General features: G+C 64.2%; 31 protein-coding genes. 26 read left to right on the top strand and 5 right to left on the bottom strand.

From position 1 onward, the window contains the following. Position 1 precedes the first annotated feature (1 nt). From NAV27_RS04085 to NAV27_RS04065, 5 genes are all read right to left on the bottom strand, one after another. A complete protein-coding gene (locus NAV27_RS04085) occupies positions 2-1,003 on the bottom strand; it encodes a hypothetical protein (protein ID WP_197931613.1) in 1,002 nt (333 codons plus the stop codon). Further along, positions 1,000-1,197 (bottom strand): hypothetical protein, encoded by a 198-nt coding sequence (locus NAV27_RS04080; RefSeq protein ID WP_102827438.1) that lies wholly within the window; start codon positions 1,195-1,197, stop codon positions 1,000-1,002. Before NAV27_RS04080 ends, NAV27_RS04085 begins: the two co-directional genes overlap by 4 nt. Before the next feature lie 80 nt (positions 1,198-1,277). Continuing rightward, positions 1,278-1,907 carry a BRCT domain-containing protein gene (locus tag NAV27_RS04075; RefSeq protein WP_102827437.1) on the bottom strand — a complete coding sequence of 210 codons (630 nt, stop codon included), beginning with the start codon at positions 1,905-1,907 and terminating at the stop codon, positions 1,278-1,280. Then, the gene (locus tag NAV27_RS04070) at positions 1,852-2,301 is read right to left on the bottom strand and encodes a hypothetical protein (RefSeq protein ID WP_102827436.1); all 450 of its coding nucleotides are present in this window, start codon (positions 2,299-2,301) and stop codon (positions 1,852-1,854) included. Before NAV27_RS04070 ends, NAV27_RS04075 begins: the two co-directional genes overlap by 56 nt. 18 nt (positions 2,302-2,319) lie before the next feature. Then, positions 2,320-3,018: a S24 family peptidase gene (locus NAV27_RS04065; RefSeq protein ID WP_102827435.1), complete on the bottom strand. Its 699-nt coding sequence runs from the start codon at positions 3,016-3,018 to the stop codon at positions 2,320-2,322. 97 nt (positions 3,019-3,115) lie between these two features. On the opposite strand from NAV27_RS04065, the gene NAV27_RS04060 reads away from it, so the two are divergent. The 26 genes from NAV27_RS04060 to NAV27_RS03935 all read left to right on the top strand — a co-directional run bounded on the left by NAV27_RS04060 (position 3,116) and on the right by NAV27_RS03935 (position 22,784). Then, a complete protein-coding gene (locus tag NAV27_RS04060; RefSeq protein ID WP_102827434.1) occupies positions 3,116-3,358 on the top strand; it encodes a transcriptional regulator in 243 nt (80 codons plus the stop codon). Between the two features lie 340 nt (positions 3,359-3,698). Continuing rightward, on the top strand, positions 3,699-4,184 hold the full coding sequence (locus tag NAV27_RS04055) for a phage regulatory CII family protein (protein ID WP_102827433.1): 486 nt from the start codon (positions 3,699-3,701) through the stop codon (positions 4,182-4,184). Then, entirely contained in the window at positions 4,177-4,398 is a 222-nt protein-coding gene (locus NAV27_RS04050) for a TraR/DksA C4-type zinc finger protein (RefSeq protein ID WP_102827432.1), read from the top strand. Before NAV27_RS04055 ends, NAV27_RS04050 begins: the two co-directional genes overlap by 8 nt. Then, positions 4,391-7,111, top strand: coding sequence for a DUF5906 domain-containing protein (locus tag NAV27_RS04045; RefSeq protein ID WP_180981383.1), 2,721 nt, complete (start codon positions 4,391-4,393; stop codon positions 7,109-7,111). The genes NAV27_RS04050 and NAV27_RS04045 overlap by 8 nt, the downstream gene beginning before the upstream one ends. Positions 7,112-7,415: 304 nt before the next feature. Beyond that, positions 7,416-8,009: a hypothetical protein gene (locus NAV27_RS04040; RefSeq protein ID WP_146029386.1), complete on the top strand. Its 594-nt coding sequence runs from the start codon at positions 7,416-7,418 to the stop codon at positions 8,007-8,009. Positions 8,010-8,288: 279 nt separating this feature from the next. Then, on the top strand, positions 8,289-8,639 hold the full coding sequence (locus NAV27_RS04035) for a putative holin (RefSeq protein WP_102827429.1): 351 nt from the start codon (positions 8,289-8,291) through the stop codon (positions 8,637-8,639). Beyond that, on the top strand, positions 8,632-8,979 hold the full coding sequence (locus NAV27_RS04030; protein ID WP_102827428.1) for a phage holin family protein: 348 nt from the start codon (positions 8,632-8,634) through the stop codon (positions 8,977-8,979). Before NAV27_RS04035 ends, NAV27_RS04030 begins: the two co-directional genes overlap by 8 nt. A 3-nt stretch (positions 8,980-8,982) precedes the next feature. After that, on the top strand, positions 8,983-9,717 hold the full coding sequence (locus tag NAV27_RS04025; RefSeq protein ID WP_102827427.1) for a hypothetical protein: 735 nt from the start codon (positions 8,983-8,985) through the stop codon (positions 9,715-9,717). Between the two features lie 101 nt (positions 9,718-9,818). Beyond that, entirely contained in the window at positions 9,819-10,346 is a 528-nt protein-coding gene (locus tag NAV27_RS04020) for a terminase small subunit (protein WP_102827426.1), read from the top strand. Further along, the gene (locus NAV27_RS04015; protein ID WP_369522488.1) at positions 10,264-12,279 is read left to right on the top strand and encodes a phage terminase large subunit family protein; all 2,016 of its coding nucleotides are present in this window, start codon (positions 10,264-10,266) and stop codon (positions 12,277-12,279) included. The genes NAV27_RS04020 and NAV27_RS04015 overlap by 83 nt, the downstream gene beginning before the upstream one ends. Positions 12,280-12,287: 8 nt before the next feature. After that, positions 12,288-12,503, top strand: coding sequence for a hypothetical protein (locus tag NAV27_RS04010; protein ID WP_102827424.1), 216 nt, complete (start codon positions 12,288-12,290; stop codon positions 12,501-12,503). A gap of 2 nt (positions 12,504-12,505) precedes the next feature. Further along, positions 12,506-14,110, top strand: coding sequence for a phage portal protein (locus tag NAV27_RS04005; protein ID WP_102827423.1), 1,605 nt, complete (start codon positions 12,506-12,508; stop codon positions 14,108-14,110). A gap of 4 nt (positions 14,111-14,114) precedes the next feature. Then, positions 14,115-14,468: an Acb2/Tad1 domain-containing protein gene (locus NAV27_RS04000; protein WP_102827422.1), complete on the top strand. Its 354-nt coding sequence runs from the start codon at positions 14,115-14,117 to the stop codon at positions 14,466-14,468. A 16-nt stretch (positions 14,469-14,484) separates the two neighbouring features. Further along, positions 14,485-15,714: a S49 family peptidase gene (locus NAV27_RS03995; RefSeq protein WP_102827421.1), complete on the top strand. Its 1,230-nt coding sequence runs from the start codon at positions 14,485-14,487 to the stop codon at positions 15,712-15,714. A gap of 12 nt (positions 15,715-15,726) precedes the next feature. Then, positions 15,727-16,077 (top strand): head decoration protein, encoded by a 351-nt coding sequence (locus tag NAV27_RS03990; RefSeq protein WP_102827420.1) that lies wholly within the window; start codon positions 15,727-15,729, stop codon positions 16,075-16,077. Between the two features lie 15 nt (positions 16,078-16,092). Then, a complete protein-coding gene (locus NAV27_RS03985) occupies positions 16,093-17,121 on the top strand; it encodes a major capsid protein (protein ID WP_102827419.1) in 1,029 nt (342 codons plus the stop codon). 4 nt (positions 17,122-17,125) lie between these two features. Then, a complete protein-coding gene (locus NAV27_RS03980; protein ID WP_102827418.1) occupies positions 17,126-17,311 on the top strand; it encodes a hypothetical protein in 186 nt (61 codons plus the stop codon). A gap of 2 nt (positions 17,312-17,313) precedes the next feature. Beyond that, a complete protein-coding gene (locus tag NAV27_RS03975; protein ID WP_102827417.1) occupies positions 17,314-17,628 on the top strand; it encodes a hypothetical protein in 315 nt (104 codons plus the stop codon). Beyond that, positions 17,625-18,083: a hypothetical protein gene (locus NAV27_RS03970; RefSeq protein WP_102827416.1), complete on the top strand. Its 459-nt coding sequence runs from the start codon at positions 17,625-17,627 to the stop codon at positions 18,081-18,083. The genes NAV27_RS03975 and NAV27_RS03970 overlap by 4 nt, the downstream gene beginning before the upstream one ends. Before the next feature lie 4 nt (positions 18,084-18,087). Further along, entirely contained in the window at positions 18,088-18,276 is a 189-nt protein-coding gene (locus NAV27_RS03965; RefSeq protein WP_102827415.1) for a DUF7210 family protein, read from the top strand. Next, positions 18,269-19,009, top strand: a complete 741-nt coding sequence (locus tag NAV27_RS03960) for a phage tail tube protein (protein ID WP_102827414.1) — start codon at positions 18,269-18,271, stop codon at positions 19,007-19,009. The genes NAV27_RS03965 and NAV27_RS03960 overlap by 8 nt, the downstream gene beginning before the upstream one ends. Before the next feature lie 85 nt (positions 19,010-19,094). Continuing rightward, on the top strand, positions 19,095-19,625 hold the full coding sequence (locus NAV27_RS03955; RefSeq protein WP_102827413.1) for a DUF4124 domain-containing protein: 531 nt from the start codon (positions 19,095-19,097) through the stop codon (positions 19,623-19,625). A 49-nt stretch (positions 19,626-19,674) separates the two neighbouring features. Then, positions 19,675-20,046: a hypothetical protein gene (locus tag NAV27_RS03950; protein ID WP_197931612.1), complete on the top strand. Its 372-nt coding sequence runs from the start codon at positions 19,675-19,677 to the stop codon at positions 20,044-20,046. 58 nt (positions 20,047-20,104) lie between these two features. Further along, on the top strand, positions 20,105-20,470 hold the full coding sequence (locus NAV27_RS03945; protein WP_102827412.1) for a hypothetical protein: 366 nt from the start codon (positions 20,105-20,107) through the stop codon (positions 20,468-20,470). A gap of 26 nt (positions 20,471-20,496) precedes the next feature. Further along, on the top strand, positions 20,497-20,646 hold the full coding sequence (locus tag NAV27_RS03940) for a hypothetical protein (RefSeq protein WP_180981382.1): 150 nt from the start codon (positions 20,497-20,499) through the stop codon (positions 20,644-20,646). Continuing rightward, complete coding sequence (locus NAV27_RS03935) at positions 20,646-22,784, top strand: tape measure protein (protein WP_102827411.1); 2,139 nt, start codon at positions 20,646-20,648, stop codon at positions 22,782-22,784. The genes NAV27_RS03940 and NAV27_RS03935 overlap by 1 nt, the downstream gene beginning before the upstream one ends. Positions 22,785-22,947 lie beyond the last annotated feature (163 nt).

Here is a 22,947-nt window from a genome sequence, read left to right as displayed (position 1 = left end):
CTCAGGCGGTGGGGCTGGTGGCCCGGGCGGCGCGGAGCATGGCGTGCCACTGGCTATCCGGGCTCTCGCCATAGCCGTCTTCGTAGCGCTCGGTCGCCGCGTGGAACGCTTCGCGCATGGCCTGCGTCGGCTCCATCGGCACCAATTGCCATCCATCTGGGGCGGTCTGCGCGATGGGGGCGTCGTAGAGCGGCGCCTTGCGCAGCGTGATCGAATCATTACTGCGATGTACGTCAGCTATGTAGCTGTCGATCTGCTGCTCAGTCTCGCAGTGCGAATAGAGCTTTCCACTTCGGCTTCCTCCGAAGTGGAATGCACCCCACGCCACCGGCTGCTGCCCGGTCCGCGCGGGGCGTGTAGCACGACTCAAACGACGCTCGACGAACAGGTCAAATTCCTCTGCCGTGAAGCAGTACCCATCGCCATTCTCTGCCGGTTGACCTTCTTCAAACGCCATCTGGTGAACTTCGTCTGGCATCAGTTCATCCTGCGCTGGGGCTGGCTCTGCTGCCTCGGCCAGTTCTTCGCGTTGAATGGCGTTCCAGGCGTCGGCGGCTGCTGCCGCGGTGGCAGCCCTTTCCAGCGATTGGCAGTCCCGGTGGCGGCATTTCACGCCGTGAAGGTCATGCTGGGCCGGCGCCGGGGCCAGGTAGCTATAAGCGATTGCCGCGCCTTCGCACCGGCAGCAGGGCAGCAGCACGGGTTGGCGCTGGGGAATCGCCTGCGCAGTATCCAGCGTGCCGTTGGCGACGGCCTCGACCCAGTCGGCCAGGTGCTGGACGTTCGCGCCGTCGTTGCGCTGGAGGGTCATGCTGTGGCGCTGCTCGCGCATGAACAGCACGGCCAGCAGCTGATCGCCGGTGGCGCTGGTGAATGACTCGATGCTCAGCTCTGCGCGCAGCTCGCGGGCCGGCTGGGTCAGCAGCAGGGTTTCGGTGCCTGCCTGGCTGGCGAGCATTCCAAGGGCGGCTTCGCTGCCTCTGGTGAGGGTGAAGGTGCTCATGCGCAGTCGCCTCCGAACGGGCCGAAGCTCTCGAAGGTGGGGCGGATGTGGCGCTTGAGTTGAGCCGTGCGCAGGGTGACGTGAGCGGTCAGGCCGGTTTCACGTTCGATGCGGCGCACGGTGAAGGGGTTAGATGCCGCTGCCGGGTGCAGAAAGACCGGGCAGCGGGTGCTGCTGTGCTGTGCTGTGTCCATTGTCGCGATCCCGTGGTGAGTGGGTACACGACAACATTAGCGCCTGCTAATTTAATCCGCAATAGCGAATGCTAAATTTGCTATCCGAACAGGCTTTCCTGCCAGTGGTTTTCACTGATGATCGATATTGGTATGCCAGCATCGCGCATTTCCACAGCCTTCATGATCTTCGTTCCGTAAGAGCTGTGGAGCCACTGATTGTTGCCGATGCTGCCGACGACAACGTAGTGCACCCTGTTGGTGACAGTGCCACTTGTGATGCCGCCTCGGTCGGTCACGGCAGCCTCGCAAGATTTGCGTGGGCCGTACGCCATCGTGCCGGTGAAGAGGTAACAGCGATCAGGGATGACCAGCGCTGGCGCTGGATCGCAAAAGGGGAGAGTGCTTGGGGCTGTAAAAGGCTTGTCGGTCGCGAGGGTAGGGCCGGTGAACTTGTGCAGCATTTCTACCAGTTCGATACTTTCCTCGGGCTGGAGGATGCCGTCGCTAAGCATATTGGCGAGGCGCCGGTAGATGATGTTGACGACAGGGTCATCGAAGTGAATGAAGTTGCTCTCGATCCAGCCCTTTAGAAACTCGGCTTCCTGCTGGTTGACGGTGCCATCGGCAATCAGGCCGGCAGCCATTCCAACAAGCTCGTCGGCGGAGCGCCGATCAATTCGAGCCTGATGGAAAAAGCGACTGTTCTGAAATTCCTGGTGCAGATCCATCTGTTGCTCCTTCGTCGTCATGGTCAGTTCCAGCGCCGGCGAGCTTGTCCGTGTCACCTGTGAAGGTGACGATCATGCCCGTGCGGCTGCATATGATCGTGGGCTCTTCGGCAAGGTCGATGCTTAGCGGTTCGCCGCGTAGCGCCTGCCATTCAGCAAGATAGTGAAGCGAGCCCCATCGGGTGAGTTTCTTGAGCGTCTTCAGGCCCCCGCCTTTCCAGCCGAGGGGCGGTAGTTCGCCTGCTTTGCAGCGGGCGGCAAGCTCTGGATCGCGTAAGGCGTCGCGGCGACCAATTTCCCATGACCGAATGAGGCCACGGTCCTCGGCTTGCCAGGTCTGGTGCCAGGTCAGGCCGCTACGGTCCGGCTGATCGGTGTCGCGGTAGATTCGCATGCGGTCCCTCGCTGGTGGTCAGAGCTCAACGATCTTACGCCTCGCCCGCGCGCAGACCATCCACTCTTCGTTGAGCTTGATGTACTTATCGGGCCAGTCGGGGTTGGTGGCGTGCAGGAGGTACTCGTTGCCGTCCCGGCACAACCTCTTGATGGTCACGGACTGGTCGCTGAGCCGCTTAGCCAGCACGATGTTCCCTGGTGACCATTGCATGTCCGGGTCGAAGACTACCTTCTCGCCGGGAGCCAGCAAGGGGTACATGCTGAAGCCACTGACGACTAGAACGAAGGCCCGCGGCCCAGCCGGTCCGCCGGCTTCTACCCATTCGTCAGCGTGGCCTGGAGGAAAGTTATCGACTGCCTCGCAGAACTCGCCCGCCTGAACTTCTCCAATCACCGGCAGCATCCTTTGCTGGTTGTACCTGCCCAGCGCATCGGCAACAGCCGTGCTGGTCGCCATTTCTAGCTGAGCTGTTGTCGAGAACACGGCGCTTGCGGCGTCGGGCGTATCGCCTGAGCCGGGCGAGGTCAGGGTGCCGGGGAGCAAGGCCAGTTTCTTTTCGAGATTGGCGGCGGCGCGCTCTCCCATATTCCGGTGGCCGTTGAGGATCTGCGACAGGTAGGAGGCGTCGAGATCGTGGCGATCCGAAAAGTCCTTCAGCGATGAATCGCCGATAAGGGCGCGGAGCGTGGCTATGCGGGACTGATAGATATCCATCTCCTTATGTTCATCTTGCGTTAGCAAACTGTAAATTACGGTTTGCTATTGCAGAGTTCATTAGCGATTGCTAATGTGTCCTGCAATGGAGGAACGCATGAATCTTCTCGAATTCATTAAGCCGCTGAACAAGAACGCGCTGCTGGCATTCGCCACCCGGTGCGATACGACGCCGGGGCAGCTGAAACAGGTGGCTTACGGCAATCGCCGAGCCAATGCGGCGTTAGCCATCGCGCTCGACCGTGAAACCGATGGTGCGGTGCCGTGCGAAGAAACCCGCCCCGATATCGATTGGGCTTATCTGCGCAATTCCGCAGCCCCTCGCAAATCAGCGGCCTGACCACTCACCAAGGCACACCCCGCCGGGACACAGCACAAGGATTCAGGCGGCGGGGGCCGGCTCCGGGAGCCTCACCAGCAGACCGGAGCCGGCATAGGGCCAAGGGCCAAGAGCAATAAACCTGACGCTGCGGCGGCAGGTGGATGTAGAGGCTGGAATCAAGGCGCCCACTCACCAAAGTAAGAGCCTTGACCCAGCGGTCCGGGAGACGGGTACCACCCCTGACTCCCTCAACCCGCGACCCGAGGACACAGCACGTATCGGGAAGGTCGCGAGCTGTGAGCCAACTGTAGGGCAACCGCCCTGCGGCTGGCTACAGCGTTACCGGGGCATTAAAGCCATGAGCCGCAGAGATCTACTACCGGGCAAAGGCCCGGTGCTTAATACCCGCCAGGCGCTGTACCGCGCCACGCGCGACGCAACAGGGGGCCAGAATGCGGTGGCGCTGACCATCGGCATGGACCCGGACGAGCTGAGCAAGCGCGTCAACCCTGAGGGCCATCGCCCGATTCACCCTGAGTTCATTGAGGAGATCGTCGCAACGACGCGCGATCCGCGCCTGCTGGCGGCATTGGTGCGCCCGGCCGGGGCGGTGGCTTTCGTGCCGCAGCCGGTACCAGCGACGCGCGATGCGCTGAAGGCGCTGGGCGCGCTGTTGCAGGCCGAGGGAGAGTTTGTCGGCAGCCTGCATGACGGCGCAGCGGATAACCGCTGGGAGCCGCATGAGGTGGAGACGCTGCGCTACCACGCGAACCGGATGATCAGCGAGATTCTCGGGATCGTCGCCGGCGCCGAGCAGGCGATGGAGGAGAGCTGTCATGGATGAGCGTGCATTCGAGATGGCGCAACAGCGCGAGCTGGACGAACGGGAGGCGGCGATTGCCGCCCGCGTGCGTTATGAGGGCGTGAGCCTGAGCGAGTGCGAGGAGTGCGGGGTGGAGATTCCGCAGGAACGGCGCGACGCGGTGAAGGGTTGCCGGCTGTGCACTGAGTGCCAGGCGTTCGAGGACAAGCGGAATGCGGGGGTGCGGCGTGGTTGAGCGCGTACCCCTGACCCTCGCCGATCTGCCCGAGCTGCTGCAGTTCATCCCCGCTGATGACCGTGATACCTGGTTGCAGGTGGGTATGGGCATCAAGGCGGAGTTCGGCAGCAACGGTTTCGATGCTTGGGATACCTGGAGCGCCGGTGCTGACAGTTACAGCACGGCGGATGCGAAGACGGTGTGGCGTTCGTTCCGCAAGGCGGGCACGGGCATGGGCACGGTGATCAAGCTGGCGAAGGACAACGGTTGGCGCCCGCGGCGCGAGCCGATGACTGCCGAGGAGAAGCGCCGGCTGAATGCGGAGGCCGAAGCCCGGCGCGCGGCGCGGCAGGCAGAGATCGAGGCGGACGAGGCGCGGGCGCAGGTGATGCGCGAGGCGGTGGCTGCTGCCTGCGAGCTGATCTGGACGAAGCATTGCAAGCCGCAAGGCGAAAGCCCCTACCTGGATCGCAAGCAGGTGGGGGCTTTTGGTTTGGGCTTCTTCCATTACACGGTTGTGCTGGCGATCGATGACGAACGCCAGCGTTGCGATGTGTGGGTGGGGAGCGAGGCGCGTGCATTCTTCGCGGCGATGCCCAAGCCCCGGCCGGATTCGCTGTCGTTCCTGATGTTCAAGGCGGGCACCGTGGCGGTGCCGCTGCGCGATGCGGCGGGCAAGCTGTGGAGCCTGCAGGCGATCAACGAGCAGGGCACGAAGCTGTTCCCGAAGTACGGGCGCAAGGCGGGTTGCCGGCATGTGCTGGGCGAGCTGGATGGCGCGGCGGTGATCGGCGAGGCCGAGGGCTATGCGACGGCGGCGAGCGTGCACATGGCGATGGGCTGGCCGGTGGCGATGGCGCTGGACGCCGGCAACATGCCGGCGGTCGCGCGTGACCTGGCGGCGCAATGCCCGGATGCGCTTGTGGTGCTGGCCGGTGATGACGACCCGACGAAGCCGGGCAACCCGGGTCGCAAGAAGGCGGAAGCGGCGGCCGGGGAGGTTGGCGGCATCGCGGCATTCCCTGCGCTGCCGGCCGAGGCCGATGCGGGGCAGGACTGGAACGATGTGCATGTGGCGTGGGGGCTGGAGGCGGTGGCGGAGCAGTTGGCTGCTGCTGTTGCTGCTGGGAAGCCTTCCCCGACCCCATCCGCAGACGAAGCCGCTGCGCCGGCCGGCTCCTCCGACAACGGGGGGGCGGGGGCGGGGTTTACGGCGGCGCAGGTGTTGCGGCGGTTTGCGCTGGTGGAAGGCACGACGCACGTCTGGGACCAGGATAAGAAAGCGGTGATGAAGAAGACCGCGTTCGAGGCGCTGGTGACGAAGCCGCTGGCGAAGGGCTGGGCGGAGGATGCGGGCAAGAAGCTGATCGGCGCGGATGAGGTGCGCGAGATCGAGCAGGCGCGGCGGATGGCTGGCAAGAAAGCCGGTGCGCTGGGGATGACGCCTATCCAGCGGTATGTGTACATCGATGGGACGAAGGATGTGTGGGACCGCGAGAAGAAGCGGCGAATCCCCGAGGGCGCGGTGAAGATGGCGCTGGGCGATGCGTATGCGTTGTGGTTGAACAGCGCGGAGCGCCGGACGGTGGACGTCGATCACATCGTGTTCGACCCGACGATGACGAAGGACCCGGCGGTGTACATCAACACGTTCGAGGGGCTGCCGCTGGAGCCGGTGCGCAACGACGCGGCGTGCGAGAACCTGCGGTGGCTGATCTCTTTTCTGTGCAACCACGAGCAGGCGCCGCTGGATTGGCTGGTGAAGTGGCTGGCCTTTCCGCTGCAGCATCCGGGCGCGAAGCTGGATACGGCGGTGCTGATGCATTCGGTGATGGAGGGCTCGGGCAAGAGCTTGCTGTTCGCCGATACGCTGGGTGCGCTGTATGGGCCGTATGCGGCGACGGTGGGGCAGACGCAGCTGGAGAGCAACTTCAATGCGTGGCAGAGCCGGAAGCTGTGGGCGGTGTTCGAGGAGGTGGTGAGCCGGGACCAGCGTTACAACCAGGTGGGCAAGATCAAGCATCTGATCACCGGCAAGACGGTGCGGATGGAGTCGAAGTTCATCAACGGTTGGGAGGAGGCGAACCACATGAATGCGGTGTTCCTCTCGAACGAGATCATGCCGTGGCCGATCAGTGAGTCGGACCGCCGGTTTCTGGTGATGTGGCCGTTGGAGACGTTGCCGGAGGAACGGCAGCGGGCGATCGGCGCGGAGCTGGCGAACGGTGGGGTGGCGGCGCTGTATGGCTGGCTGCTGGATGTGGACCTGGGCGACTTCAATGAGCGCACGCGGCCGCCGAAGACGGATGCGCGGCAGCGGCTGGTGGCGCTGTCCCGTGCGGGGTGGCAGACGTTTCTGCATCAGTGGCGCGTGGGCGAGTTGGGGCGCGGCCTTTGGGGGGCGTGCCTGTCGACGGACCTCTACGCGCTGTTTCTGGAGTGGTGCCAGCGCAACCGCGAGCACGCGATGAGCCAGACGAAGTTCAGCTTGTTCATCAGTTCGGAGGTGGGCAAGACGCCGCGGCCTATCCCGTGGACGGACGGCAACAATCGACGCTTCGGTGCGTTCTTCCTTCCCGATATGGAGCAAGGCGAGGAGGAGGACTCTTTCCCGCCCCTATCTCTGAAAGCCGCTGCGCTTGGCCAGCAGGTGAGGGCGTGGCGCGATAAGGCGCGGTTGGCGGGCTGGGGCGTGGATGGCTGGGAGCACGTGAAGGAGGTGGCGGCATGACTGGGCGCGATTGTGTGTCGGGTGTGTTGCGTTGTGTCGGGTTTGGTTTTGCAACCCAACACAGCGGCAGGCCAGTAACGGCGGGGCTTGTGGCGGTGTGTGTCGGGTGTGTCGGGTTTTACGCGCGTGCGCGCATGCGTGCGTCACGTTCGGGATTGGTTGGCGGTAACGGCGGCGGTTCGTTTTTTTTCTACGCGAGGACTGAAAAACCCAACAAACCCAACACACTCAACACAGATGCTTTGAAGGTGTTGATTTGTAAGGGTTTTAAGTGTGTCGGGTTTGTGTTGGGTTCGGTGTTTTTGTGTCGGGTCGGGGGTGGGGCATGATCGAGGCGATGGAGGTGCTGTTGCAGGCGTGGGGCCGTGAGGTTGTGGACCCTGCTCTGGATGTGGCCATTGCCTCGCCGCTGGGCCGGCTGGGTGACGATGCGCCGGGCGGCGTGGGCGGGCATCGTTGCCTGTCGCTGGTGGAGTGCGCGGTGGCGATCAGCCGGGCGAGCCAGGCGGTGACGATGGCGCTGGACGGGCTGGCGAAGGATGCACCGCTGGGGCTTGGCTCACGTGGGCGGGTGCTGCAGCGGTTGGCGCACGTGCGCTACTGCCAGGGGCCGCAGGCGGTTGCGGTCGCGGCGCAGTGCGCGCGCCTGGGTATCTCGATGCGGACGTATCGGACGCAGGTGGATGAGCTGCACGCGGAGCTGATGGCGGAGTGGCCGGTGGCGCTGGCGCGGTTGCAGGCGGCAGAGCGAGGCACGGATGCACACGCGGCGGCGGTGAAGCGGGCGCGGGTGGCGCGTGATGCCGCACGGGCGGCGCGGGCGGCTGAGCGGCGCCGCGAGGGTGAGCGCAAGGCGGCTGCGCGGGCGGTGAAGGCGGCGGCGAAGGGGGCTGCGTGATTACCGTTCGTCTGGTGTGTTTCGAGGATTGGCGGAGGATTGAGGGAGCATTCGCGGAGGATTCGAGAGGGGCTTAATTCAAGGGTTTACGCCTTTGCATGTCGGCTGTAGAAAGTGCGCATGGTTGTAGAGCTGCGCCCGCAGCGATACCCACCAGGCGACGTGCTGTGTCGCGGTCTGTTCCCCGGCAGGCCAGCCCCCGAGAGGGGGCATCCATTCCAAGGCTCACCCGTAACGGTGGGCCTTTTTCTTTTGGCCGCTGGCCGGTGGGAGGTTGTGATGAGCGAGCCGAGCGGCGTGGTGGTTGCCGGCGCGGTCGGCGTTGGCGTGGCCGGGCTGCTGGCCGGCGTGAACACGGAGGCGGCAGTGGGGGCGCTGTTCGGCGCGCTGCTGTACTTCACGACTACGCGCGAGTTGCCATTGTGGCAGCGCGGGTTGTTCTTCCTGACTTCGTTCGTGATGGGCTATCTGCTGTCGCCGGCCGTTGGCGATCTTGAGGTGTTCGGCGTCCATCCGTTCGCGTTCCCTGGGCCGGCTGCGTTTATCTGTTCGGTGCTGGTGGTGACGCTGTCGCTCAATGCAATCAAGCGCGGCGCGCTGCCGGCTCAGCGAGGGCAAGCCGATGGATAGTCTGGTGCTGACGCAGGTGACGTTCTGGTTGTGCCTGGTGATCTTCCTGCGGCTGTTCACGTATCGCCGCAGCGGCGCGCGCTTCCGGCGTGGCGTCTCGCTGGTGGCGGTGCTGGTGATGGGCTGCGCCGGGCAGACGATGATCAGCATCCTGCAGGGCTCGTTGCACATGCAGCCGCAGAGCTGGCCGCTGGTGGTGCTGCTGGCGGTGTTCGCGTGCGCGATCTGGCGGTCACGCGGCAACCTGGCGGCGGTGCTGAAGTCTGAGTCGCCGCGATGGGATGGGGCCGAGCGTCGGCATGGCCCGGTGTTCCGGGAGCGGCGGGTGGTGAGGCGGTGACGGATGATAACGATCAAGGCGCCAGACCTGCGGGTCGCCCAGGACCAGCTCGATAAGTTCGCCAAGCAGGTGCCGTTCGCCACTGCGTTGACGCTGACCAATCTGGCCAAGCGTGTGCAGAAGGGCGAGGTCTCCGTTATGGAGAAGCGCTTCGATCGTCCGACCAGAACCACGCTCAACAGTGTGTTCATCAAGCCTGCGACGAAGACGCGTCTTCAAGCCAAGGTGTGGCTGAAGGATGCGTTCGGCGCCAGTATCCCGGCTGACAAGTACCTGCAGGCGCAGGTATACGGCGGCACCCGTGCGCGCAAACGCTTCGAGAAGGCGCTGATCCGCAGAGGGCTGATGCGCCCCGATCAGTACGCGATGCCTAACAAGGCTTTCCTCGATCAGCACGGGAACATCAAAGGCCAGCTGGCTATGAAGATTCTGTCCGGCTTGGGCGCGGCGGAGTCCACCTCCGGCTCACAACATAACGCCGCCAACAGTAAGCGCAGCCGCAAGAAGGGCAACGCCTGGCGCTACTTCGTCGGTGAGGTCGATGGCGAGGCGGGCGTGTGGGAACGCAGGAAGATCGGACGGGAGATTGGTGTTCGCCCCGTCTTCATCTTCACTGATGCGGCGCCGCGCTACAGGGTTCGCGTGCCGTTCTTCAAGATCGCCGACAACATCGTGAAGGCGCGCTTCGATGAGGAGTTCGCCAAGGCGTTCGAGCAGGCGGTGGCGACGGCGAAGTGATTGAACGGGTCCTTCCTGACGGCCCGGCCCTACACGGGTAATTCGCGCCGCGTTTTCTTTCTAGCTGGGATTTGCCCAGGGGTGTCCGTCTTTCCAAGGGGTTGACCATGAGAGTCACCAAGGGCCAGCTGTGCGAGATCGTCGGTCGCGACGAACGCACCATCAGCCGTTGGCAGAACAGCGGCATGCCGGTCCTCGAGGTTGGGCTCGGCCGCGGCAATGAAAACGAGTACGACACCCAGGCCGTTATCGAGTGGCTGGTCCAGATAGCCCAGCAGCGCGGCGAGAAGGAGAGCGTTCGCGACCGCCTGGACCGCATCAAGGGTGACCGAGAAGAACTGGCCCTAGCCAAGGACCTGGAAGAAGTGGTGGTCGCCGCCGACCTGATCGACCGCTTCGAGGCAATGATCACTGCCGCCAAGGTCGAGCTGCTCAACACGCTGCCGGACAACCTGGCCAGCGAACTATCCGCACGGTACGGCGTGGAGGTCGACGACCAGCTGATCCGCGAACCGATCGAGGCGATCCTCCGGAAGATGGCCGACTATGACCCTGACGACGATGCCCCGTCTGACGGGGATCATGACCAACCCGGCGATTCGCTGGCAGCTGAGGAAGACTGCGACTAAAGCGCTTCAGCAGATCGCGCGCCGCTGGGCGCCGCCGCCTCGCCTGACCATTATCGAATGGGCCGACAAATACCGCTGGCTGTCGCCAGTGGAAGCGGCGCGTCCAGGCAAGTACAGCTTCGCCGTCACCCCGCACCTGACCTGGCCGGGTGGTCCGCTGGAAGCGCTCGACGACCCCGCCGTCACCGAGATCGTCTGCCGCAAATCCGCCCAGGTGGCCTGGACCTCCGGCGTGCTCGGCAATGCCCTAGGCAAATGGATCGACATTGACCCGTCGCCGATCCTGGTCCTGTTCCCCAAGGCCGAGGCGGTCAAGCAATACGTAGCGGAAAAGCTCGAACCGATGATCGAAGCCACGCCACGGCTGGCTAAGAAGGTAGACCTGCGCAGCCGCAAGCTGCAGCAGCGGCAGGACTTCAAGAAATTTCCCGGCGGCTTTCTCAAGATGGTCGGTTCCAACAGTCCGGCCAGCGTGAAGTCCACCCCCGTCCCACGGGTTGCTGTGGAGGAGCCTGACGACTGCAACCTCAACCTGCGCGGCCAGGGTGACAGCATCAAGCTGGCAAAGGAGCGTCTGAAAACATTCCGCCGCCCGAAAATCATCATCGGCGGCACGCCGACCATCAAAGGGCTGTCCGCCATCGATGCGGAGATGGAGATCTCCGACAAGCGCATCGGCCTCGTGCCGTGCCATCAGTGTGGCCAGGAACACGCGCTGTCGTTCGACAACCTGCACTGTGATGAGGACGCAACGTACAGCCACCCGGTCTACGGCACCCGCCGGCCGGAGACGAGCTACTACGTCTGCCCGCACTGCGCATCGATCTGGAACGACAACCAGAAGAACCTCAACCTCAAGCGCGGCCGCTGGCAGGCCACCGCCGAGTTCCGAGGCATCGCCGGCTATCAGCTCAACGAGCTGTACGCCACCTTCTGGGGCTCGCGCTTCCAGGTGCTGATGGAGAAGAAACTGCAGGCCGAGCATGCTGCCAGCCTGGGAAACATTGGCCCCATGATCGCCTTCGTCAACAGCTCGGTTGGCGAGTCATACGAATACAAGAGTGATGCGCCGAAAACCGCAGAGCTGGCCGAACGCGCCGAGGACTACCCCGAGCTGACCTCCCCGCAGGGTGTACTGCTGATTACCGCCGGCATCGACGTGCAAGGTAACCGCCTAGCTGTCGTCATCACCGGCTGGGGCCGCGGCGAGGAATCCTGGCGGTTGTACTGGGGCGAACTGGACGGCAACCCAGTCGACGTCAACGATCCGGTCTGGACTGAGCTGGACAAACTGCTCTCCCGGCCGATCCCGACAACCAGCGGCAACCTGCTGGCCATCAGCGCGGCGAGCATCGATAGCTCTGACGGCAACACCAACCACGCCGTCTACACCTACGTGCGCAACCGCCAGCGCTTCAGCGTCATGGCCATCAAGGGTGCGTCTATCGACAACCGCGACCGCGAGATTTTCACCAAACCAGCGCAGTCCGCCGACACCAGCCAGGACAACACCAAGGCTGCCAAGTACGGCCTACGCGTCCACATAGTCGGCACCCACAAAGCTAAGAACCTGATTGACCAGCGTCTGCGCCTCCGGGGCCGAGGCCCTGGCCGCATGCATTGGTATCAGGAGATTCGCGCCGACTACTACGAACAGGTGACCAACGAAGTGCTGGCACCGCACCCGCGCAACCCCAGCAAGATGGTTTGGCAGAAAAAGGCAGGCCGCCGCAACGAGGCCCTCGACTGCGAGGTGTACGCCCTCCATGCCGCCCGCAGCCTGAAAACGCACCTGCTCAAGGACAGTGAATGGGACCAGCTCGAGCAGCAGCTCCTGCAGCCAACCCTATTCGCCCCGGCAGAACAACCCGTCGCCCCGCTACCCAAGCGCGCCACGCGTAGCCGCGGCACCCGCAGCCGCGCCACCTACTGAGGCACCCCATGACCGAAGCACAACAGCGCCTGGCCGACGTCAGGGCGGCGATCAAGGACATCCTCGAAAAGGGCCAAAGCATCCGCAAGGACGGCCGCGAGCTGCGCCGGGCCGATCTGGCCAGCCTGCGCATGCTCGAAACGCAATACGCCAAGGCCGCCGCCGCCGAAACAACCGCCGCCAAATACGGCGCCCGCAACCGCATCAGCTACCTGAAGATTTGATCATGGGCCTGTTCCGCAAATCACCCGAAGAGCTGCTCATGCGTGAGGCCCTCCGCCTGGCCAGAGCCACCGCCGAAACACCGCGCCCAACAGCGCAAGGCGGAGGCGGAGGCGCGGAAACCCGCTGGCGAGGCGCCTCTCGCGTACTACGGAGCATGGCCAGCTGGGTACCCGGCCTGGGCAGCCCGCGCCGCGACCTCAACAGCGGCGAACGCAGCATGCTGGTCGCTCGCTCGCGGGATGCCATGCGCAACCACCTGGTAGCGCGCGCCGCCATCATGCGCCTGCGCACCAACGTGGTCGGTACCGGGCTCGTCTGCCGCGCCCAGGTCGACCACGAAGCGCTAGGTATCGACGAAAAAGCTGCCGAGCGCCTAAATGCCCAGCTCGACCGCCTCTGGTCGCTGTACGCCGACGACCCGCGCGAGTGTGACGCAGAGGCCAGTCTCAACCACTACCAGCTCCAGGCGCTGGTGCTTGTCTCGGCTATGGTGGGTGGCGACGTGTTCATCGCCACCCCGGACGCCGAGCGGGAAGGGTGCCTCTACAGCACCCGCCTGCAACTGATTGAAACCGACCGCGTCAGCAACCCCGGCAGCATGCTGGACAGCGAATGGCTGGTCGATGGCGTCGAGTTTGACACCCTCGGCGCGCCTGTCGCGTACCACGTCTGCACCGGCTACGCCAACGAACTCAATCGCCGCACACCGCTCAGCTGGCAGCGCCTGCCCGTATTCGGCGCAACCACTGGCCGCCGCCGCGTGCTGCACGTCATGGCAGACAAGGAACGCCCCGGGCAGAAACGCGGCGCGCCCTACCTGTCGCCGGTCCTCGAGCCGCTGCAGAAGCTGGAGCGCTACAGCAGCGCCGAACTGATGGCCGCCGTCATCTCCGCCATGTTCACCGTATTCATCAAGAAGAACAGCGAGTTCGACGCCGGAAACCTTCCGTTGTCCGCACTGGGCGATGAATACACCGACGTAGCCTCCGAGCCTGGCGACCTGCAGCTGGGAGAGGGCGCCGTGGTCGACTTGGGGCGCGGCGAGGAACCGGTGATCGCCAACCCGGCGCGGCCCAACGCTCAGTTCGATCCGTTCTTCATGGCCGTGGTCAAGGAAATCGGCGCCGCCCTGGAGCTGCCCGCAGACGAACTGCTGCTGCACTACAACAGCAGCTACAGCGCCGCTCGCGCTGCCATGCTGCAAGCCTGGCGCTTCTACAGCCTGCGCCGCTGGTGGCTCGCCTGCGACTTCTGCCAGCCCAGCCGCGAACTGATCATCGACGAAGCCGTAGCCCGCGGCCTGATCAACTTGCCCGGCTACGCCGACCCGGCCCGCCGAAAAGCCTACTGCCAGGCAATCTGGATCGGTCCGGCGCGAGGCGCCATCGACGAACTGAAAGAGGCCAACGCTGCCGGCAAACGCATCGAAATCGGCGTCAGCAACGAAACCCTGGAGACCGCCGCCATGACTGGCGAGCCCTGGCAGCAGGTCTATCGCCAGCGTCTGCGCGAGGTCGATCAGCGCCGCGCCGCAGGCCTCTACAGCCCACCCAAGGGCGCCACCCCGGAGCCCGCAGCGGCGCCGCAGCAACCCGACGAGGAATAACAGCATGGAAAACCAACACCGCAAGATCAGCGGCTACCGCGATCTGCGCCAGGAAGAGGTTGATCTGATGAACAGGATCAAGGCCAAAGGTGCGGAACTGCTGCAGTTGCAGGCCGAACTAGCTGGCCGCCTGGGTACTGACTTGGAAACCAAACAACTGGCCGCTCGCCGTTCGATGGAGGGCCGCGAGTACCTCGGCGCGCCGTACACCGAACACACCGGGGCATCTGATGAGTGTCACGAGTTTCGTCGGTTCCAGGCTGCTGAGCCGCTGCGCTGGGCCGCTATCGGCAAAACCGATATCCAGACTGGAATCATGGCGCTTGTACGCGCTGTGGCTCAGCCGGCAGGCGTCTGACCTCGGAGGATTGCATATGCACCGCGCCTTCGAGCTGGCCGCATCGCGGCCCTGGCTGATGCTGCCCGACGCCCTCGACAACCTGATGGCCATCGCTGATCGCCAGGGCGACCCCGAAGCGCTGGAGGCGCGCCTCGGCAAACCGCTGGACAACACCCGCACCGTCACCTTGCGTGATGGCGTGGCGGTTATCCCCATCACCGGGCCGATCATGCGTTACGCCAACCTGTTCACCCGCATCAGCGGGGCGACCAGCACCCAGGAGCTGGCCACTGACCTTCAGTCCGCGCTCGACGACCCCAAGGTGCGCGGCATCGTCCTCAACATCGACAGCCCAGGCGGTGAGGCCAACGGCATCAACGAACTGTCGGAGATGATCTACGCCGCCCGCAGCAAAAAGCCGATCAAGGCCTACGGCGGCGGCAGCATGGCCAGCGGCGCCTACTGGCTCGCCAGCGCCGCTGACGAAGTGGTCATCGACGACACCGCATTGGTCGGCAGCATCGGCGTGGTGGTCGAGGTCGTCACCCGTGAGGCTGCTGCCGGCGAGAAGCGCTACACCATCACCAGCAGCAACGCCCCCAACAAGCGGCCTGATATCGGCACCGACGCCGGCCGCGCCGAGATCGCCAAAACCATCGACGCACTCTCCGACGTGTTCGTCGCCAAGGTCGCGCGCAACCTCGGCGTCAATGTCGCCGACGTGCCAGGCATGGGCGACCACGGCGGCCTCAAGGTCGGCGCCGCCGCCGTCGAGTCCGGCCTAGCCCATCGCCTCGGCTCCCTCGAATCACTGATTACCGAACTGGCCAGCCCGGCCGCCAACCAGAGGAAACCCAGCATGACCATCGTCCGCACCACGGCCGAGCTGCAGGCAGCCATCGCCGCCGGCACCGACCCGCAAACCCTCCAGATCGCCGCCGCCGAACAGGTCGACGTCGAAGCCATCAAGGCCGAAGCCAGCGCTACCGCGACCCAGGCTGAGCGCGCGCGCATCAATGGCATCAACGCCCTGGCCGCCAAGGGGTTCGAGCAGGAAATCACTACCGCCATCGAAAACGGCAGCAGCGTCGAGGCCGCCGCCCTGACCCTGTTCAAAGCCGCCACTGATCGCGGCATCAACCTCGCCGGCATCAAGGCCGACGCCGCCGGCACGACTACCGCCACGCCGCCCGGCAGCGATCAGGCCACCGTCGAACGCAAAACCGCCGTCAGCGCCATCGTCGCTGGCGCCACCCGCCGCTGATAGGAGCCCACCATGCCTAACCCCACCGTTTCCACCTACACCCCCGACAGCCTCAGCGCGGGCGATTTCCCCATCGTGCTGGATGGCGTAACCATCGGCGCCACCCAAGTGCTGAGCGCCGGCGCCGTGCTCGGCCAGGTCACCGCCAGCGGTGAATACATCCTGTCCCTGTCGGCCGCCACCGACGGCTCCCAGACCCCGGCCGCCATCCTCGATGCCGACATCGACACCACCGCTGGCGCCGCTCCCGGCATCGTCCGCCTGACCGGCGAAGTGCTCGGCAGTCAGCTGACCCTCGGCACCGGCCACACCCTCGCCAGCGTGAAAGCCGCGCTGCGCCCCCTTTCCCTGTTCGTCCGCTGATAGGAGCTGACCCTGATGGATATTTTCGACACTCGCACCATGCTCGAAGCGGTCGAGCAGATGAAGCCGGCCCGCCGCTTCCTGCAGCAGACCTTCTTCAACGCCGGCGTGCCGCGCACCTTCGCCACCAAAAACGTCGACATCGACATCATCAAAGGCCAGCGCAAAATGGCGCCGTTCGTGCACCCGCGCCTGCCCGGCAGCACCGTCCTGCGCGACGGCTACGCCAGCAACACCTACGCGCCGCCGTACATCCAGCCGAAGCTCGAAACCACCGCTGAGCTGATCCTTAAGCGCGCGGCCGGTGACAACCCCTACGCCACCACCACCCCGCTCGAGCGCGCCGGCCGCCAGCTCGGTAAGGACCTGGCCGACCTCGACGACCAGATCGCCCGCCGCGAGGAATGGATGTGCGCTCAGGCCCTGAGCACCGGGCAAATCCGCGTTCTGGGCGAGGGCGTGGACGACACCATCGATTTCCTGATGGCTGCCGACCACAAGATCACCCTCACCACCGACGTCTGGACCGCCGCCGCCTCCGACCCGCTCGCCAACCTGCGCGCCTGGAAACGCAAAATCGCCAAGGACAGCGGCCGCACCGCCAACGTCGCCGTACTCAGCGGCGAGGCCACCGACGCCTTCCAGAGCAACGACATGGTGATGAAGCAACTCAACACCCGCCGCGTCGACCTGGGCCTGATCGTCCCGCAGGAACTGCCGGACGGCGTCACCTACCTCGGTTACCTCAACGACCCGGGCATCGACCTCTATGCCTACGATGAGTGGTACCTGGATGACGCCGGCGACGAGCAGCCGATGATCGCAGCTGGCGGCCTCATCCTCGGCGCGTCCAACACCCGCAACGCCATGCTCTACGGCGCCATCCAGGACTTGGAAGCGATCGAGAGTGGCATGGTCGAGGCCGCTCGCTTCCCGAAATCCTGGGTCACTCAGGAGCCCTCGGCTCGCTGGCTGAAGCTGCAAAGCGCCCCGCTGGCAGGCCTACTGGAACCCGATGCCTTCATCTTTGCAGACGTGGTGTAACGTCATGGCCAAGAAACCTGAATACATCGTTGCCAACGGTTGCCTGCAGGAGGGCAGCCGCTTGATTCTGCAGGGTGAGCCCTTTAGCCCGGCCACCCCTGAACTGGCCGCGCGGCTGCTCGCCAAGGGCAAGCTGGTCGAGGCCCGCGGCGGCGGTAAGCCGCAGGAAGCTGACGGCGAGGGCGCCTAATCATGTTTGGCGCCCTCGTCGATGACATGGACGCCGCCATCATCGCCAGCCTCAATGACGGCACCGCCGACTACGCCGACGCCACGGGCATCCCCGTGGCGGCCGGCATCACGGTGATCATCGAACGCAACCTGGAGCGTGTCGGCGCCGATGGCATGTTCATCGCCATCCCGCTGGCCGTCACCTGGCGTAAGTCCGCGCTGGATTGCGGCGCGCGCGGCGGCGTGTTCACGTTCCAGCGCTGCCGTTACGTCGTCGAGGAAATCGTCTCGGATGACGGCCACTGGATAACCGCAGCCTGCATGGAGTCCCGATGAACATCCTCACCCAAGCTCGCCTCGCCCTCGTAGCGCGCCTGCAAACGATCACGGTCGCCAATGGCTACCGGACCAACGCAGGCACCAACGTCCGCACCGGCTGGTTCAGTGAGGTGCTCGAGGCCGCAGGCGTCGGGTTTCCGCTGATCTGCGTGCAAAAAGCGGCGGGCTTACAGCCTGTCGCCGGGCCTGGCGCCATTCGGGCAGCACCCGGCTTCAGCGTGGTGGGCGCGGTCGATGCCGGCCTCGACGACTACGACAGCGCCATCGAGGACCTCCAGCTCGATCTGCTGCAATGCCTACTCCCTGAGCACGGCCAGTTCCTGCGCTGGGCGCCTCCAGGCGTGGTCAGCACCGAGCTTGGCCCCCCCGAGGAATTCCCGCCGGGCAACGGCACCCAGGTCGCGTCCGTCCTGATCCCGGTCCACCTGCATACCATCATCAACGGAGACTGACTCCATGAGCAGCAAACCACCGGTGCCTGCCCCGCAGGCTGCCGAGGTTCAGGTCGTCCTGAACAAAGCGCACACCCACCGCGGCGAGCAGCACAAGGCCGGCGCAACGATCAACGTCACTGCCAATGAGAAGGCCTGGCTCGAAAAGCGCGGCCTCGTCGGCGGTATTCATGAGGAGGTGAGTCATGGCTGATTTGCGCGGTGCGTTTCTCGGGGTAGGCAAACAGTACCTCGAGGATCTGGACGACCCTCAGGGGCTGATTTTCGTCGGCAACTGCAACTCCCTCAGCTACGAGGCCACCCCGCAGGAAATCGAGGAACAGGACTACACCACACCCGGCGGCGGCCTCGATGCGTCGGTACAGCGCATCAGTGCGCTCAACGTCACCTACAACGCCCGCCACTTCAAAACGGCCAACATGGCGCGCGCCCTCTACGGCAACGCCACTGACGTGGCGGCCGGCACCGTGACGGGTGAACCGCATACTGCGCACCCCGGCGCGCTGATCCTGCTCGCCAACCCGGGCGCCACGAACGTAGAGGTAACCAGCTCCGATGGCCTGACCACATACGTTCTGGATACCGACTACACCCTGGACCCTGCCGGGTTCCCCATCATTACCGAAACCGGTGCGATTTCCGTCGCCACGCCGATCAAGGTCAACTACAGCTACGCCAAGCACGCCACCATCCAGGCGCTGGTCAAATCCGGCAAACGCTTTCGTCAGGTGTTCGTTGGCCTCAACGAAGCTCGCTCTGGCAAGCCTGTGGTGATCGAGGTGTTCCGCGTCAACCACTCGCCGGCCACGCTGAGTTTCATCGGCGACGAGTTCCAGGGCATGGAATTCACCGCTAAGGTCGAGAAGGACCCGACCAAGATCGGCACCGGCATCAGCCAGTACATGGTCATCAAGGACGTGGATTAAGCGCCAAGGCCCAAGCCCAGCCGCGTGGTGGGCTTGGGTGCTGGCTGCGTGATATGGTTCTCATGTCCGAAAAGGAGGGAACCTGATGCGAAATTTCGGCTTCATCTTGGCGGCGCTTTTGCTTTCCTCGCAGGCCGGCGCCGCCACCATTTTCAAATGCGTCGACGAGGCCGGGAAGGTCACGTTTACGAAGAACGCCAATTGCCCGCGCAACAGCGGCCTTGAAGATGTCGTCCGCGCCCATAACGCCGCACCGAGTGGTTCGAGCGCACCGGTGCAGATGGCGACCCCGCCCGCGCCGGCCCATACCGCGCAACCCCCCGAGCAGGCGCCGAGCAAGGGGCCAGTGGTTGTCGGTGGCAGCGCACCGCAGCGTGGCTGCGATACCGGCCTGTCTGAACGCGACCTACGCACCGCGAAGGTCCGTGGCGAAGTCGTGCCGGGCATGTCACGCAAGGACGTCGAGGGCATGTACGGCCCTGCCAATCGCGACGGCAGCGCCCGCGGCGCAGGAACCACCACCTACTGGAACGACAAATACGTCGATGTGACAAGCGTCAATTACGATGCTGGTGGATGCGTCCGGTCGACCTACCAGTCCGGCTATAAAAACTGATCCGGGAGGGAACCCAATGCAGTGTCCAAAGTGTGGCTACGAGCCAACGATGTCAGAGATTCAATCAAGCCCAGATCAATGCCCGAGCTGCGGCGTCTATTACGCCAAGGTGAGCCATTTGACTGTTGATGCCGCCGAAGAGAAGCCCTCAAGCAAACTGGCGGGCGCTTGGCGCGGCGCGATGCTCTCGGTTGAGGAGGGGCGCGAGCGTCGCGCAGAGGATGAGCGCAACCGCATCCGAGCGCGCAACGTATCGACGGCGGCACCTGTCGTGGTGACCGATGTGCAGATTCAATTTGGCTCGCTGGTGACGCTGCTAGTCAAACTCGCATTCGCAGCGATCCCGGCGGCCATCATCGTGGCCATTATCATCTGGGGCGCGGTATCGATCCTAGGCCTGATCCCGTTGCTCATGCATTGAGCGGCAGGCGTTTCATTACAACCCGCCACGGCGGGTTTTTTATTGCCCGGAGTTTGGCATGAGCGACCTGAAAATCCTGTTTCCAGAGCCGGTCACCGTCGAGGTGATGGGGCGTGACGTGCAGATCCTGCCGGTGAAGCTGCGCCACTTCGAGCGCTACGGCAAGTCGGCCGGCGCCCTGGTCGAGCTGTTCAGTCAGGCCAGCGTGCAGCAGATCAATCGCTATGCCGCCACGCACAGCCGCGAGTTGCGCAAGGTTCTGCTGGTGACCACCAGCCTCAAGCGCTGGCAGTTGTGGTTTCTCCCAGCGACCGTTTGCGTGCAACTGCTCGTCGAGGTAGTGCGGGTCAATTCCAGTTTTTTCGGCGAAGCCCTGCCGGCAATGGTAAGGGCGCTGAGTGGGGCTCCGTCGTCCAGCGACTGATTGGCGCCGGCCATGATCTAGCTGCCGTGCAGGACTACAACCTGCAGCAGATCGAAGTATTCCTCGCGGCTATCGACAAAGAGGACCGCGCTGCGAACCGGGTCGCGCTCATCGCCGCGCGGGCGGCTAACGCCAAGCCTGAAGACTTCAAACGCTTACTCAAGGACTTCGCCTGATGGCTACCGTAAAGACTCAGCTGGTCATCGATGGCAAGAACAACACCAAGCGTGCATTCGATGAGGTCAACGGCCAGATCGAAACCATGAACAGCAAGCTGGCCGCCGCAGGCAAGGCTCTGGTTGGCGTGTTCTCCGTCTCGGCGCTGGCTGGCGCGATTCGCGGCATCGCCAATGCGGCGGATGGATACAGCCTGATGAATGCACGCCTGCGCCTGGCAACCGAGTCGCAGGAAGAGTTCAACACGGCGCAGACCGAGCTTCGCCGTATTGCACAGGCTACGCAGACGCCGCTGGAGTCGCTCGCGACCCTGTATGGCCGCGTCAGTCGCCCGCTGAAAGAAGCGGGGCGCAGTCAGGAAGAAATCCTGCAAGTAACCGAAGCGGTTGCCACCTCGTTCCGCGTGTCCGGTGCTTCGGCTCAGGAAGCGGAGAACGGAGTCATCCAGTTCGCTCAGGCGCTGGGCTCTGGTGCGCTGCGTGGCGACGAGTTCAACAGCGTGGCCGAACAAGCGCCGCGCCTGATGCAAGCGCTGGCCGACTCGCTCGGTGTGCCGATTGGCGCGCTGAAGGAGATGGCCGCGCAGGGCGAGCTGACCGCTGATGTCGTGACCGATGCGTTGGTCGGCCAGCTGGACACGCTACGTCGGGAGGCCGAGTCGCTGCCGCAAACCGTTGGCGGCGCCATGACGGAACTGACCGATAGCTGGAACAGGGCGATCGGTCAGGCTGACACGCAGCCGCTGGTGGACGCTATCAAGTCCCTCGCTGATACCCTGAGCGACCCGGTGGTAGTCGACAACCTGGTAGCGTTGGCCTCTGCGCTTGCGAAGCTGGCCGGAACGGCAGTTGAGGGCGCATCCGAATTCGTTGGCCTCGGCAAGCGCATTGCCTTTGTTGCTGCGAATTCGGCGGGAATGGTCACTGAACTGGATCAGATAGACCAACAGATCGCCGATCTCGACCGCAGCCTTCAGGGTACTGGCCTGAGCACCACAATCGACGGGCTGCTGTTCTCACCAGAGGAGCTGCAGGCCAAGAAGGATGCGCTGGTTGCGCTGCGTACCGCTATCGTCGCCGAGCAAGCCGGCATGAATGCTGAGCTTCAGGTGGCGGCAGACTTGGCGGCGTCAGCCGCCGAGGCGACCCGCCAGGGGGAAATCGCAAGTCAGCGCGAGTACGTCACCGCGCTCAAGGCCACGCGCGACGAACTGGTCAAACAAGCTGAGGATGGTGCAAAGCGCCTGGTTTCTGCTGAAAAGACGGCGCTTTCCGAGCTCAAGAAAGTACGCGATGAACGCCTGAAGATTGAGGCGCGCTACCGCGAGGCGCTGTCCGGCCTGAACGGGCAAGGTGATGCGTCTTACGGTGCTGCGCAGTCCCTGAAGGTAGGCGCTCGACAGGCTCTACAGGCCGGTGATGTGGAGGGCGCCAAGGCGCAGGCGCAGGCAGCGCTCAAGATGCTGCAGGATCTGGCCGCGGCCGGCGAGAACACCTACGGCTTTGCCGGCTTCATCGGAGAGCTGCAGGATATCGAACTGGCCGCCAACGACATCGAGCAGAGCAACGCGGAGGCGAAGATCAAGTCCATTCGCGACGAGATGGACGCTCTGAAGAAGCAAGCCGACAAGCTCAAGGATGCGCCGATCAGTTTCAAGATGGATGAGGAAAGCCTCAACGGCGTGAAGAGCCAGATTCAGCAGCTTGCGGAGCAGCTAGGGCAGCAACTGGTCATCCCTGTCAGAGTGGCTGCCAACGACTTTACGCAGCCCTACACCCTGCAAGACCCAGGTCCTGAACCGTCCGGCTTTGCCACTGGCGGCCTGATCCGCGGCCCCGGTACCGGAACCAGCGACAGCATCCCGGCGCTGCTCTCCAATGGCGAGTATGTCATCCGGGCTGCTGCGGTTCGCAAGCTGGGCAAGCATGCGCTCGACATGCTCAACCGCGGCATTCCGATCCCGCGTTTCGCCGATGGCGGCTTTGTCGGAACGGTAGCCAGCCTGGACACTGCACCGCGCAACCTCGGTTCGGTCGACTTCAATCTTGGCGGCGACACGTTCCAGGTGTTCACTGATGCCGGCCAGCTTGATCAGTTGCGAATGGCAGCCAGGAAGCTCGGCCGGACTCACAGATGACGGAGCAAATATGGGAAACCCTACAGACTACAAGTTGGTGCCGACTGAACTGTTGCGGCGAATAGTGGAGCGTGATGATTCGATAGCGTACGACGATGATCACTACGCACTCCCTCACGACATAAGGGAGGCCCTCGATAAAATACTGGCTGGCCCTTCGACT

The sequence above is a fragment of the Stutzerimonas degradans genome, from assembly GCF_024448505.1.
Lineage (GTDB): Bacteria > Pseudomonadota > Gammaproteobacteria > Pseudomonadales > Pseudomonadaceae > Stutzerimonas > Stutzerimonas degradans.
This window is presented reverse-complemented; position numbering and strand designations above follow the sequence as displayed.

What these genes read in the sequence shown, in the direction of transcription:
- NAV27_RS04085 (WP_197931613.1), bottom strand. Translation starts at nt 1,003, where the DNA reads ATGAGCACCTTCACCCTCACCAGAGGCAGCGAAGCCGCCCTTGGAATG.
- NAV27_RS04080 (WP_102827438.1), bottom strand. Translation starts at nt 1,197, where the DNA reads ATGGACACAGCACAGCACAGCAGCACCCGCTGCCCGGTCTTTCTGCAC.
- NAV27_RS04075 (WP_102827437.1), bottom strand. Translation starts at nt 1,907, where the DNA reads ATGGATCTGCACCAGGAATTTCAGAACAGTCGCTTTTTCCATCAGGCT.
- NAV27_RS04070 (WP_102827436.1), bottom strand. Translation starts at nt 2,301, where the DNA reads ATGCGAATCTACCGCGACACCGATCAGCCGGACCGTAGCGGCCTGACC.
- NAV27_RS04065 (WP_102827435.1), bottom strand. Translation starts at nt 3,018, where the DNA reads ATGGATATCTATCAGTCCCGCATAGCCACGCTCCGCGCCCTTATCGGC.
- NAV27_RS04060 (WP_102827434.1), top strand. Translation starts at nt 3,116, where the DNA reads ATGAATCTTCTCGAATTCATTAAGCCGCTGAACAAGAACGCGCTGCTG.
- NAV27_RS04055 (WP_102827433.1), top strand. Translation starts at nt 3,699, where the DNA reads ATGAGCCGCAGAGATCTACTACCGGGCAAAGGCCCGGTGCTTAATACC.
- NAV27_RS04050 (WP_102827432.1), top strand. Translation starts at nt 4,177, where the DNA reads ATGGATGAGCGTGCATTCGAGATGGCGCAACAGCGCGAGCTGGACGAA.
- NAV27_RS04035 (WP_102827429.1), top strand. Translation starts at nt 8,289, where the DNA reads ATGAGCGAGCCGAGCGGCGTGGTGGTTGCCGGCGCGGTCGGCGTTGGC.
- NAV27_RS04030 (WP_102827428.1), top strand. Translation starts at nt 8,632, where the DNA reads ATGGATAGTCTGGTGCTGACGCAGGTGACGTTCTGGTTGTGCCTGGTG.
- NAV27_RS04025 (WP_102827427.1), top strand. Translation starts at nt 8,983, where the DNA reads ATGATAACGATCAAGGCGCCAGACCTGCGGGTCGCCCAGGACCAGCTC.
- NAV27_RS04015 (WP_369522488.1), top strand. Translation starts at nt 10,264, where the DNA reads ATGACCCTGACGACGATGCCCCGTCTGACGGGGATCATGACCAACCCG.
- NAV27_RS04010 (WP_102827424.1), top strand. Translation starts at nt 12,288, where the DNA reads ATGACCGAAGCACAACAGCGCCTGGCCGACGTCAGGGCGGCGATCAAG.
- NAV27_RS04005 (WP_102827423.1), top strand. Translation starts at nt 12,506, where the DNA reads ATGGGCCTGTTCCGCAAATCACCCGAAGAGCTGCTCATGCGTGAGGCC.
- NAV27_RS04000 (WP_102827422.1), top strand. Translation starts at nt 14,115, where the DNA reads ATGGAAAACCAACACCGCAAGATCAGCGGCTACCGCGATCTGCGCCAG.
- NAV27_RS03995 (WP_102827421.1), top strand. Translation starts at nt 14,485, where the DNA reads ATGCACCGCGCCTTCGAGCTGGCCGCATCGCGGCCCTGGCTGATGCTG.
- NAV27_RS03990 (WP_102827420.1), top strand. Translation starts at nt 15,727, where the DNA reads ATGCCTAACCCCACCGTTTCCACCTACACCCCCGACAGCCTCAGCGCG.
- NAV27_RS03985 (WP_102827419.1), top strand. Translation starts at nt 16,093, where the DNA reads ATGGATATTTTCGACACTCGCACCATGCTCGAAGCGGTCGAGCAGATG.
- NAV27_RS03980 (WP_102827418.1), top strand. Translation starts at nt 17,126, where the DNA reads ATGGCCAAGAAACCTGAATACATCGTTGCCAACGGTTGCCTGCAGGAG.
- NAV27_RS03975 (WP_102827417.1), top strand. Translation starts at nt 17,314, where the DNA reads ATGTTTGGCGCCCTCGTCGATGACATGGACGCCGCCATCATCGCCAGC.
- NAV27_RS03970 (WP_102827416.1), top strand. Translation starts at nt 17,625, where the DNA reads ATGAACATCCTCACCCAAGCTCGCCTCGCCCTCGTAGCGCGCCTGCAA.
- NAV27_RS03965 (WP_102827415.1), top strand. Translation starts at nt 18,088, where the DNA reads ATGAGCAGCAAACCACCGGTGCCTGCCCCGCAGGCTGCCGAGGTTCAG.
- NAV27_RS03960 (WP_102827414.1), top strand. Translation starts at nt 18,269, where the DNA reads ATGGCTGATTTGCGCGGTGCGTTTCTCGGGGTAGGCAAACAGTACCTC.
- NAV27_RS03955 (WP_102827413.1), top strand. Translation starts at nt 19,095, where the DNA reads ATGCGAAATTTCGGCTTCATCTTGGCGGCGCTTTTGCTTTCCTCGCAG.
- NAV27_RS03950 (WP_197931612.1), top strand. Translation starts at nt 19,675, where the DNA reads ATGTCAGAGATTCAATCAAGCCCAGATCAATGCCCGAGCTGCGGCGTC.
- NAV27_RS03945 (WP_102827412.1), top strand. Translation starts at nt 20,105, where the DNA reads ATGAGCGACCTGAAAATCCTGTTTCCAGAGCCGGTCACCGTCGAGGTG.
- NAV27_RS03935 (WP_102827411.1), top strand. Translation starts at nt 20,646, where the DNA reads ATGGCTACCGTAAAGACTCAGCTGGTCATCGATGGCAAGAACAACACC.